The organism is Devosia sp., from assembly GCF_017307565.1.
In the GTDB taxonomy this organism is placed as follows: domain Bacteria; phylum Pseudomonadota; class Alphaproteobacteria; order Rhizobiales; family Devosiaceae; genus Devosia.
Genome location: NZ_JAFKHD010000150.1, coordinates 1 through 10,756, shown reverse-complemented (window position 1 = coordinate 10,756; position 10,756 = coordinate 1). Strand labels below are relative to the sequence as shown.

General features: G+C 62.1%; 12 protein-coding genes. 6 read left to right on the top strand and 6 right to left on the bottom strand.

Translation table 11 applies throughout. The annotated features are described in order from the left end of the window. Window positions 1-251 precede the first annotated feature (251 nt). The 5 genes from J0I64_RS04090 to J0I64_RS04070 all read left to right on the top strand — a co-directional run bounded on the left by J0I64_RS04090 (window position 252) and on the right by J0I64_RS04070 (window position 5,323). Window positions 252-1,406 carry an LLM class flavin-dependent oxidoreductase gene (locus tag J0I64_RS04090; protein ID WP_291406334.1) on the top strand — a complete coding sequence of 385 codons (1,155 nt, stop codon included), beginning with the start codon at window positions 252-254 and terminating at the stop codon, window positions 1,404-1,406. A gap of 23 nt (window positions 1,407-1,429) precedes the next feature. After that, window positions 1,430-3,004, top strand: coding sequence for an ABC transporter substrate-binding protein (locus tag J0I64_RS04085; RefSeq protein WP_291406333.1), 1,575 nt, complete (start codon window positions 1,430-1,432; stop codon window positions 3,002-3,004). A 65-nt stretch (window positions 3,005-3,069) separates the two neighbouring features. Beyond that, the gene (locus J0I64_RS04080; protein ID WP_291406332.1) at window positions 3,070-4,278 is read left to right on the top strand and encodes an acyl-CoA dehydrogenase family protein; all 1,209 of its coding nucleotides are present in this window, start codon (window positions 3,070-3,072) and stop codon (window positions 4,276-4,278) included. Beyond that, window positions 4,275-4,991, top strand: coding sequence for an acyl-CoA dehydrogenase family protein (locus tag J0I64_RS04075; protein ID WP_291406331.1), 717 nt, complete (start codon window positions 4,275-4,277; stop codon window positions 4,989-4,991). Before J0I64_RS04080 ends, J0I64_RS04075 begins: the two co-directional genes overlap by 4 nt. Window positions 4,992-5,005: 14 nt before the next feature. Next, window positions 5,006-5,323 carry an acyl-CoA dehydrogenase family protein gene (locus J0I64_RS04070; RefSeq protein WP_291406330.1) on the top strand — a complete coding sequence of 106 codons (318 nt, stop codon included), beginning with the start codon at window positions 5,006-5,008 and terminating at the stop codon, window positions 5,321-5,323. Window positions 5,324-5,380: 57 nt separating this feature from the next. Here J0I64_RS04070 and J0I64_RS04065 read toward each other — a convergent pair whose 3' ends face one another. Genes J0I64_RS04065 through J0I64_RS04055 form a run of 3 tightly spaced genes read right to left on the bottom strand, consistent with a single transcriptional unit; the run spans window position 5,381 to window position 7,378 of the window. After that, window positions 5,381-5,989, bottom strand: a complete 609-nt coding sequence (locus tag J0I64_RS04065) for a hypothetical protein (RefSeq protein ID WP_291406329.1) — start codon at window positions 5,987-5,989, stop codon at window positions 5,381-5,383. Beyond that, complete coding sequence (locus J0I64_RS04060) at window positions 5,986-6,606, bottom strand: hypothetical protein (protein WP_291406328.1); 621 nt, start codon at window positions 6,604-6,606, stop codon at window positions 5,986-5,988. The genes J0I64_RS04065 and J0I64_RS04060 overlap by 4 nt, the downstream gene beginning before the upstream one ends. Further along, window positions 6,593-7,378 carry a biopolymer transporter ExbB gene (locus J0I64_RS04055; protein ID WP_291406327.1) on the bottom strand — a complete coding sequence of 262 codons (786 nt, stop codon included), beginning with the start codon at window positions 7,376-7,378 and terminating at the stop codon, window positions 6,593-6,595. The genes J0I64_RS04060 and J0I64_RS04055 overlap by 14 nt, the downstream gene beginning before the upstream one ends. Window positions 7,379-7,521: 143 nt before the next feature. Here J0I64_RS04055 and J0I64_RS04050 point away from each other — a divergent pair, with 143 nt between their 5' ends. After that, window positions 7,522-8,508 carry a LysR family transcriptional regulator gene (locus J0I64_RS04050; protein ID WP_291406326.1) on the top strand — a complete coding sequence of 329 codons (987 nt, stop codon included), beginning with the start codon at window positions 7,522-7,524 and terminating at the stop codon, window positions 8,506-8,508. On the opposite strand, the gene J0I64_RS04045 is transcribed toward J0I64_RS04050, so the two are convergent. From J0I64_RS04045 to J0I64_RS04035, 3 genes are all read right to left on the bottom strand, one after another. Continuing rightward, window positions 8,505-9,263, bottom strand: coding sequence for an ATP-binding cassette domain-containing protein (locus J0I64_RS04045; protein ID WP_291406325.1), 759 nt, complete (start codon window positions 9,261-9,263; stop codon window positions 8,505-8,507). The two genes, J0I64_RS04050 and J0I64_RS04045, sit on opposite strands and share 4 nt — an antisense overlap. Then, window positions 9,260-9,988, bottom strand: coding sequence for an ABC transporter ATP-binding protein (locus tag J0I64_RS04040; RefSeq protein ID WP_291406324.1), 729 nt, complete (start codon window positions 9,986-9,988; stop codon window positions 9,260-9,262). The genes J0I64_RS04045 and J0I64_RS04040 overlap by 4 nt, the downstream gene beginning before the upstream one ends. Next, window positions 9,967-10,756 (bottom strand): ABC transporter permease (locus tag J0I64_RS04035; protein WP_366933688.1); only part of this gene is annotated, 790 nt, incomplete at its 5' end. The genes J0I64_RS04035 and J0I64_RS04040, both read right to left, overlap by 22 nt.

Sequence of the window (10,756 nt, the reverse complement as noted above, 5' to 3'; positions counted from 1 at the left end):
CACGATGGGGCTTTCGGTCAGGTTTTAGTCCGCTGCCGCAGTTGGTGACCCAGGAGGGGCCGCGCGGCCTCCACTGCGTGCCTTGGAGCGCGTGGCGGAATCCATGATCCCGGTGGGCTCGTGGGCAAATATTTTCTCTGAGCGAAAATTCTCTGAAAGCCGTGTTTCCCTGACGGGGCAAGCGCGCCATCACATTGCTTATAAAGTCTACGGAAATTGTATACTAATGTTGCGACATTAGGATATGAGCCTTGACCAACGCGTACGCCTCGCCTGCCAGCTATCCAGGCAGCCCGCTTTCCCAGATTTTCGCACAACCGCTTTTCCTTGGCTTGTTCCTGCCCATACAGGCGGGAGGCTGGAGCCCATCGACGCTTGAGCGGACCACAGACTGGTCATTCGAATACAACAAGCGGCTGACGCTGACCGCCGAAGCGCTCGGGTTCGACCTCGTCTTCGCGCTCAGCCAGTGGCTTCCCAAGGGCGGCCATAGCGAGGTTTTCAATGGCGAGGCGCTCGATTCCTTCATCGCCATGGCCGCCCTGGCGGGGGTGACGGAGCGCATCGCACTCATCGCCACGGTGCATGTGCTTTACGGTCCCTGGCATCCCCTGCACATGGCCAAATTCGGGGCCACGCTGGACCATATCACCGGGGGGCGGTGGGGCCTCAACATCGTCACCGGACATCGAGCCGTCGAGCACGAGATGTTCGGCTATGACGCGCAGATCGAACATGACCTGCGCTACGAATTGGCCGCCGAGTTCATCGAGACCGTCACCAAGCTTTGGCACAGCGAGGAGAATTTCAGCTACGCCGGAAAATCCTCCTGGCGGCTCAAGGACGCCTTTGTCACGCCGCGCCCGAATTTTGGCCGGCCTATTCTGATCAATGCAACGGGATCCGATGCGGGTATCGATTTCGCCAGCAGGTACTCCGACATTGTCTTCATCACCAATCCGACCGGCGCGGACATGCAAAGTGCGCGCGAAGCGCTGCCGGCCCATACCGCCCGCATCAAGCAGGCTGCACGGGATCGCGGTCGCGAGGTGAAGCTGCTGATCAATCCCATGGTGGTCGCGCGCGACACCGAGAAGGAGGCCTGGGCACAGGCCGATGCGATCGTGGCCCATGCCGACCCGACCAATTCGGGCGGGTTCGGCAAGTACAAGACGGATTCCCATGCCTGGCGCGGCCGGGCTGGCAAGGTCGATCCCTACGGGGTGGTCGGCGGCAATATCCGCGTCGTCGGTACGCCGGAGCAGGTCGTTGATGACTTCGCCACGCTCAAGGCTGCCGGCATAGACGGCCTGCAGATCAGCTTTTTCGATTTCGAGCCCGACCTTGCCTATTTCGGCGAGCGGATATTGCCGCTGATGAAGCAGGCCGGGTTGCGACTGTACTAACGCCTACAAACCAGGAACTACTGATGAAACTGAGGCTCAAACACCTTGTGGCCGCAGCATTGCTGCTCGTTGCCGCGCCCGCTCTGGCCGAGGAACCCGTGCATGGGGGTACGCTGCGCTACCTCGTGGACCCCGAACCGCCAACGCTGGTGCCCATCGCCCATACAGCCGGCGCCACCATCCATGTCAGCGCCAAGGTAACCGAAGGCCTGTTGCGGTTCACGCCTGATCTGGTGCCGCAACCGGAGCTGGCGACCGCCTGGTCGACCAGCGAGGATGGGCTCATCTATCGCTTCACCATCCGAGAGGGCGTCAAATGGCATGACGGCGAGGATCTCACTCCCAAGGATGTGGCACACTCGTTTGAGCTGCTGAAGGAATACCATCCCCGCGGTCGCAACACTTTTGCCAATGTCACCGATATTGCGGTGGACGGAAATGACGTCGTCCTGACGCTGTCGACCCCGGCGCCCTATCTGCTCTATGCGCTGACCGCCGGCGAATCCCCGATCGTGCCCGCGCACATCTATGGCGATGGCGACCCCGCCACCAATCCGAATGGGGTAGCGCCAATCGGAACCGGTCCGTTCGTCTTCAAGGAATGGGTGCGTGGCAGCCACATTCTGCTCGCGCGCAACGAGAATTACTGGGAAGACAACAAGCCCTATCTCGACGAGGTGATCATTCGCTTCATTCCCGATGCCAATGCCCGCGTGGCGGCATTGCAGTCGGGCGAGATCGACCTGACGACCGGCAACGGCGTCGCCCTCAGCCAGTTGTCGGAATTCAAGACCGACCCGCGCTTCATCACCGTCGTCAACGAAAAGTCGTCAAGCCCCACCCAGACCCAGGTGCTGTTCAATCTCGACCACGAGATCCTGAGCAATCTCAAGGTGCGCCAGGCCATTGCCCATGTCATCGACCGGCAGGCCCTGGTCGATATCGCATGGTATGGCTATGGCAAGCCTTCGCTGACCCCGATCGCGCCGACCGGCAAGTACCATGCCGACCTCGACAATCCCTATCCGCTCGACTTCGACCGCGCCAATGCGTTGCTGGATGAGGCAGGGTATCCACGGGACGGCAGCGGCAAGCGTTTTGCGCTGACACTGGACTACCTGCCGATCCAGGATGGCCCGCGTCGCGAAGGCGAATATCTCAAGTCGCAGCTGGAAAAGCTGGGCGTCGAGGTCACCATCCGCGCCCAGGATTTCGCCACCTACGTCAAGCGCGTCTATACCGATCGCGACTTCGAGATCACCACGGGACTGACCGGCAACCTGTTTGATCCGACCGTGGGCGTGCAGCGCCTATACTGGAGCAAGAACTTCAAGATCGGCCTGCCTTTCTCCAACGGTTCTCACTACAACAATCCGCAGGTGGATCATCTGCTCGAGGCCGCGTCTCAGACGGTGGACGAGACCGAGCGCCGGGCACTGTTCGATGAGTTCCAGGAAATCATCGCCACCGAGATCCCCGAGATCAACCTCACCTCGCCTGACCAGATTTTCGTGAGTGCGGCCTATGTCCGCAACTACGCGAGCACCTCTGACAATGTCAGCTCGAGTTTCTCGGACGTCTATCTGGCGCCGCACTGAACGCGTTCACCACCAATGACAAAGGGGGCGGTCTTCGGGCTGCCCCCGCTCTTGTGAAAAATCCCATGACCAATCTTCCTGCCTCCTCCAGAGTTGACGACATTATTGCTGCTGCGGGCGACCTTGCGCAGCGAATTGCCCCCGGTGCGGCGGCACGCGATCTCAATCGAACGTTGCTTTTCGAGGAATTCGCCCAGGTTCGCACCGCCGGGATCACCAGCCTGAGGGTGCCGTTGGAGTTCGGCGGCCCGGGGGGCAGCGTGCGGCAACTGTTCGACGTGCTGGTGACGCTCTCGGTAGCGGATTCCAATCTCGGCCACGCCCTGCGTTCTCATTGCAATTTCATCGAATCGATACGGCTTGGCGGCGACGAGGCCGCTTCGCAGCGTCACTTTGCGCGCATTCTCGACGGGGCTATCTACGGTGGCGCGCATACCGAGACGGGCACTGTTCGACCGGGCGTGATCGGGACGCAACTTCTTGAGGCCGAAGGTGGATTTCGCCTGAACGGCACCAAACACTATTCTACCGGGACCATCTACGCCGACTATGCTTCGGTGACGGCCCTTGACCACAGGGGGGACTTTGTCAGCGTCATCATCCCGACCGACAGGGCCGGCGTCGAGGTGATCGATGACTGGAAAGGCATGGGCCAACGCCTGACGGCCAGCGGAACGCTGAAGCTGAACGATGTCGAAGTGCTGCCAGAAGAAGTCAGCTCCCGCCGACAAAGCGACCTCGTCGGACGCTATGTCGCTTCTTTCCGCCAGCTGCACCTGGCGGCCAGCGTTGCCGGCAGCGCCGGGCGCCTGCTGCAGGATGCCGTCGAGTTCACCAACAAGCATTCCCGTTCGCCGGCGATCAGCCAGGCGGAGCGGTCGCGCGATGACGCGTTCATCCAGTTCGCAGTTGGTGAGATCGGTGTCAATGCCTATGCGGCGCGGGCCCTGATCCTTGATGCTGCCGACCATCTGGAGCGAGCAAGCCAGGCCATAGCATCTGGCGCGCAGGACGCCTCGGCGGTCGTGTTGCAGGCAACACTGGCCGTTGCGCAGGCCCAGCTTGTTGGCGGCAACCTCGCGCTGCGTTCGGCCAATCTCATCTTCGATGCAGGTGGCGGCTCGGCCACCTTCAGCGATTTCAACCTCGACCGGCATTGGCGGAACATCCGCACGGTGCTCAACCACAACCCCCTGCTGCACAAGACGAGGGTGCTTGGCGACTATTACCTCACCGGCGAGGTGCATCACCTGACGGAAGGGAAATCGATATGAGCACCAATCAGCGTCTTGATGACATCCGGTCCAGGCTGGCAACGGTTACGAGCACCATCGCCTTGGGGGCGGCCGACCGCGATCGCGCGTCCCGCTTCGAGATTGCCCCTTTCGAGGCCCTGCATGCTGCCGGCCTGCTTGCCTATGGCCTGCCAGCTGAATATGGCGGGGCCGGCCGGTCCATCGCCGAGGTGGGTACAATCATTCGCGAGGTCGCGCGGGCCGACGCTTCCGTGGGTCTCGTGTTGTCGATGTACTTCATTTCCCATGTCGGGGCAGCGCGCCAACGCCATTGGTCCGCTGACCTGCATCAACGCCTTGTCGCCGACGCGCTCAAGCGGCCCGCGCTTATCAACGGCGCGCAATCAGAGCCGGCCCTCGGCTCGCCCATGCGGGGCGGGGCCCTGCAGACGCGGGCCGAACGCACTTCAAGCGGCTGGCGGATTTCGGGACACAAGAATTTTGTGACCGGGTCGGAAGGGCTATCCTGGTTCGTGGTGTCGGCGCAGACCGAGCAGGGGCAAACCGGATCGTGGCTGGTTCCGGGTGGCTCGCAGGTATCGATCCAAAAGACCTGGAACAATCTTGGAATGCGCGCGACGGCCAGCCACGACGTGATTTTCGAGGGCGTGGACGTCCCCGAAAATGCCCTCATCGACCTGCGCGAGCCGGGGCAACGGCCGAATTCGGCGCAAGGCTCGGTACGGCCCTGATCAACGTTCCGAGCGTGCAGGAGAAGCTGGGTCGCCTGCAATACTTCATCGAGACCGCTACGGCGATCAACGCGAACGTCGCGCTCAAGCTCGATCATCCGGAGTTGGGCGAGGTTGGTGCTAACGAAACGGGCGTGGCCAAGATCGTGGTGCGTGAAAATGCGGTACTCGTCAGCGATCTTGCCGTGCAGCTTGCCGGCGGCGGGGGCCTCGCAGAGGGGAATTCTCTGGCGCGGCACCATCGCGATGCCTTGTGCGGGCGGGCACATGGCCCGGCCGAGGATATCGTTCTGGCCGGACTGGCGCGGCAATTCATCGATGTAGCGCAATAGCCGATGCAGGCAGCGGCGGGCACGATTGGCCCGCCGTGGCACCCCGAGGCCGCCCGCTTAGACGGCCGGTTTTGCCGGCAGGGATAGTGCGGGCATGTCGGAGAATGTCAGGTTGGGGCGGGGGCTGGTGCCGTCGAACCGGGCGCCTTCGCCAGTGGCCGTACCGCCATCGTTGCCGCCGGCGGCCTGATCGATCCCTTCGGTATTGTCCGAGCCTTCCCGGTCACGCGCGACTTCGGTTTCGGACGTGTCGAGTTCACCGAGAATACTGCCGCCGCCGTCGAGCACTTCCTGAGCCTTTTCGACCTCGAAGGCGAGGTTGACGCGGAACGGGACTTCGTAGGCGCGCGGCGGGGAGATGACGATCTGGTTTTCATCTATCTCTTCGACCCAGAGATAAATGTGGCCGGGATCGCCCCGGGCCTTGTCAGGCTCGACCATGCGGCTCGCAAGGAGGCTGAACCGTTGCGGAAGGGAAGCACCAGATGGCCAGCCCAAAAATCCGACGATGGCAAAATAGCTGCCGACGACGGCGCCCAGGATGAGGACGATTGCCGCGGCCTTGACCCACCAGTGCCAGAACGAGGTGAGGTTGAGGCTGAGCAGCAGAATGCCGAGGAGGGCGTAGCAGATGACAGTGGCGGCAATGCTGCTGGCAAGGGTCATTTGCGCACCGCCTGGACCAGCGAGACCTGACGGGTATTGATGTCGGAGACATTGCCCTCGTCGTCGAGGGTGAAACGCACGGCGGTGCGCTCGTCGCCCATTTTCCGCAGGGTGACCGTGTCATAGTAGACAACGCTAAGGGTGGGATTGATCTTTTCGACTTTGACCGTCACCGGCACCGGCGCGCCGCTCGGGTTGAGGTAGTGATAGACGTTGACGACATATTCGCCGGGAATGACGCCTCGGACGGTCACCGTCTCCTGGTTGAGCGGTACGCGAATGAGTTTGCCGTTGACGGTGATCTCATCGAGATAATTGCCACGATCGTCGCGATCGAGCGTGACGAGACCCTTCTGCATCGAATGGTACCAGACGACGTCTCCGCCTGGCTCCTGCACATAGGTGTCGATGTCGTCCTCGTTGTTGTCCGGCCAGGTCACCGTGACGATCATCTCGGCCTTGGTATCGACAATGCCGGTTTTGGCCTCGGGGCGAACGAGGGAGAAGGCGATGAACAGCATCACCGCAAAACCCAGCAGGGCATTGAACAGGATGTCGGTGAAAGGGACGAAGGTGCCGTCGTCGCCCTCGCCGGAAAAGAGGCTAGGATCGTGCATCCGCGTCACGCTCCAGCGCCGGGACAACGCCGATCTCGGTGGTCTCGACGATCGTGTTGAAGAGCTCGACGATGGCGGTGTCGAGCAGGAAATATTCAAGCTTCAGCAATAGCGCGCTGGCAATGCCGGTCACCGTGACGTTGAGGGCAATGGCCATGCCGCTGGTCATGCCACCGAGGGCGCCACGGAGGGTTTCTGCCTCGAAGGAGGTGAGCGCCGAAATCGGGATCAGCATCAGAATGAAGCCAATGGCCGTGCCGAGGAGGGCAAGGCGCAGCAAGGCTTCGGAGACGAAAAGGCCGAGCCGCTCGCGGCCCCTGAGCCGGTCGGCGAGAAGTCGGAGCAGTAGCGTCTGGTCGAGCCGGCCGCCGCCCTGGCGTTCACTTTTGCGGATGAGCGCCGCGATGTGATCCGTGAGGATGCCCGCAGGCAGGGGTGTGCCGTTTGCTGTCGCGACGCCGTTGGGCGCAACCGTGAGGCCTCGACCGCCATCGGCGTCGAGCAGCTGGCGGACGCGCCGCGTTGCGATCAACTCTCGGGACACGATGGTCGTCTGATAGAGGCAGTGGAGTGTGGTGCCGATCAGAATTGCGAAGATCACCAGCGAAATGCGCGTGTGATCAGAAGACAGGATCAGGTCGAGAAACCCGGCCGCCCAGAGGGCGAAGAGGCCTGCTGCGGCGATGGCCAGCAGCAACAGAAGACGCAGCAGCGGCACAAAACTCGCGCGTTCTTCGGGCGGCGCAATCAGCACGCTTCCACCGGTCGTCATCGCTCTCAACCCCTCGGTCGACCGGCCTGCGGCCGCTATCATCAAAAATCAGCACGGTCACGTGTCTTTTTTGACATTAGAGCCTGTTCCGGCAGTGGATTTCCCGATGAAAGAAATTATCGTATCCTTGGGGAGGCGAGGCAGTGCAGGATATTACCCTCAAGCAATTGGAGATTTTCAACGCGGTTGTGGTCGCTGGTTCCATCACCAGGGCATCTCGTCGTATCGACTTGTCGCAACCTTCGATCTCCCAGCAACTGGCCAAATTCGAGGAGCGGCTCGGTTGTCAGCTGATCGTCCGCAACCGCGGCGGCAGCATCGTGCTGACCCCGGCAGGCGAGTATTGGTTCAGCGTCAGCACGGAAATGCTGGGGCGCCTCAAGACCGTTTTCAGCGAACATGACCAGCGCTTCGTGCGCAACAGCCTGTCCCTGCGCATGGGGCTGACCCCGACAATGCGCGGCCGCTTCGTTTCGGAGGCGGCAAAGATCGCATCGCGCCAGCCCGGCTTTGTCAAATTCGAGGTGAAGTACGCAACGACCAGTGCCGAGCTGGTCGAAAAGCTGCGTCTGCACCAGCTCAACTATGCCATCGTCAGCGATGATGCTGTGGTCAATGACCGCAATACCTTTGCCATCGCCCCCCTTTTCGAGGATGCAATTGCCTGGGTGGTGCCTGCCTCGGTGCCGCTGGCAGAGATCAAAGCCGCGCTGAGCCCGGACAAAAGCGCGACGCTCTCGACGCCGCTGCAGCATTTTGTCGACATGGATCCCCAGCTCAGCCTGCGCAACAGCTCGTTCGAATGGTTCCGGCATTCACTGCCCAAGGCAACGCCGACCTATTCGGCCAGCACCTATCCGCTGGCGGTCGATGTGGTTGCGGCCGGGCTCGCCACGGCGCATTGCCCCATGTCGCTGATGCCCAACCTGCCCGGCTCGGTGCGCAAGCTCATCCGGCTGGTGCATGTTGAAAACATGAAGCGGCAGGTGGTGCTGGCCATGCCCAAGCACTTGATGTCGCTGCGCCCCTATGCTCAGGCCTATAACGGCATCGCCGAGTTCTGCCGGACTGAATATGCTGCCGAAATGAGCATCAGCGACCCCGACCTCGGGCTCACGATGGTGGCCTAGAATTCCGCAGGGCGATTGCCGCCTGTGAGGGCGACATAGGCCTCGGACAGATCCTTGGCGCCAGCTGCTGCGATGATTTCGGACGGTGTGCCCTGATGGGTCACACGGCTCTTGTTGATCAGCACGATGCGATCAGCGTCCTCAACCTCGTCAACGAGATGGGTGGCCCATAGAATGGACGTACCGCGTGCGTCCCTGATACGCCGCACGTGTTCCACAAGGGCCCGGCGCGCTGTCGTATCGAGACCGACGCTTGGTTCGTCCATCAGCAGCAGTTGCGGCTCGTTGAGCAAGGCCCGGGCGATTTCGACACGCCGTTGATTGCCGCCCGATAGGGTTCGCACCTGTTTATCGAGCAGATCGGCAATGTCGAGAAAGCCGGCCACATCGTCGATGCGCTGCGCCAGCAGCTTGCCCGAAAGGCCGAAGAGCTGCCCGTGGAAGCGCAGATTGGCGCGCGCCGACATATCGAGGTCGACCGAGCGGGACTGAAATACCACGCCAAGGCGCCGCAAAATTTCGGAACTGGCGCTTGGATAGTCGCGGCCGAACACCGCCACCGCTCCTGTATCGGGCGCAAAGAGGCCAGATGCGATCTGGAAGAGGGTCGACTTGCCGGCGCCGTTGGGGCCAAGAAGGCCGACGATCTCGCCAGCGCTCATCGAGAAGCTGATGCCGTCCAGCGCCTTGTTGGCCCCGTAGGACTTGCCGACTTCGGAAAAGGTGATGACGGGCTTTGCGGCAGCCGAGGTCATTGTGATCCTCCGAAATACGCATCGAGCATTTTGCGATAGTCGGCGAGCACGGCATCGTTGCGCTCGCCCTGCTGCGTGGGCAGATCGATGTCAGCAACGATGCGGGCCGGGCGGTGATCGAGGAGGATCACGCGGTCGGCCAACCGAGCGGCATCGTCGGTCAGGTGCGAGACGAAGACGACAGTAGGTCGCGCCTTGGCGATCAGCCTCGCGAAAAGCTGGTGCATTTCGATAACGAGGGCGCGGTCGAGCGAGACGAAGGGTTCGTCGAGGAGCAAGAGGCGCGCATTGACAACGAGGGCCCGGGCCAGCGCCACGCGGCGCTGCATGCCGCCCGAGAGCTGGTGTGGGTAAAGGTCTGCGACGTGCTCGAGCCCGATTGAGGCGAGCGCCTGCGCAACATCGTCGGCTGTCGCCGTGACTGATGCAGCGCGGATGTTTTCGGCGGCTGTCAGCCAGGGCAGCAGGCGTGGATCCTGGAAAACGAAGCCGGGCGTTGGCGCGGTCGTGGCCGAAATTCCATCGACCAAGACCGTGCCCGAAAACCGCTGGTCTATGCCGGCGATCATCCGCAACAGGGTCGACTTGCCGATGCCGGAGGGGCCGATCAGGGCAACAGTGCTGGACGGAGCAATGTCGAGATGCAGGTGCTCGAAAAGAGCTGGAGCGCCCCCCTCGAAACGCTTCTCGGCGATGTCGATTTTCAGCCGCGGACCGGTCGCCATCGCAATACCCGCCGCTCGAGCGGCCGCATGACACCGTATTCGAAGGCCAGCACGACGAGAATGAACGCCGTCGTATAGGCCAGAATTCCGGCAATGTTGAAAAATTGGAACATGATGCTGATCCGGTAGCCGATGCCGCCATCGCTGCCGAGCACCTCGAAGACCAGCACGATCTTCCAGATGAGCGAGAGGCCCGTGCGCGCCGCGGCGAGCGCAAAAGGCATCAGCTGCGGCACAAAGATCAGCCGGAAACGCCGCAGCGGGGACATCCGGAACACCGTGCCCAGCTCGTCGAAATCAGGCGAAAAACTGCGCACGCCTTCGCGGATCGTGGCGACCACCAGCGGCATCTTGTTGAGGGTCACGGCCAGGATAAGCGCGAACTCGGTAAGGCCCAGCCAGATATAGAGCACGATGGCGATGACGATGGCGGGGAGGTTGAGCCCCACCAGCAGCCAGCCGGAAAACAGCCGATCGACCCAGCGGATGCGCCCGAAGGCAATGCCGATCACCGTGCCGAGCAGCATGGCAGCGACGAAGGCGGTCGCGGCGCGAAAAAGCGTCTTGCCCAAGTCCTGGAACAATCGCCCGGTCGTGGCGAATTCCCAGATCTGCCCGGCGACCACTATCGGCGAGGGGAAGAGCCGATGCACGATCAGCATCGACAGCACCTGCCAGATCACGAGGAGCAGCGGCAAAGACAGCAGTTCGAGCGCCCCCGCCCGCGGGCGCCATGCGCTCGATCTGCTGCCTGTTTGGTCGGGAATA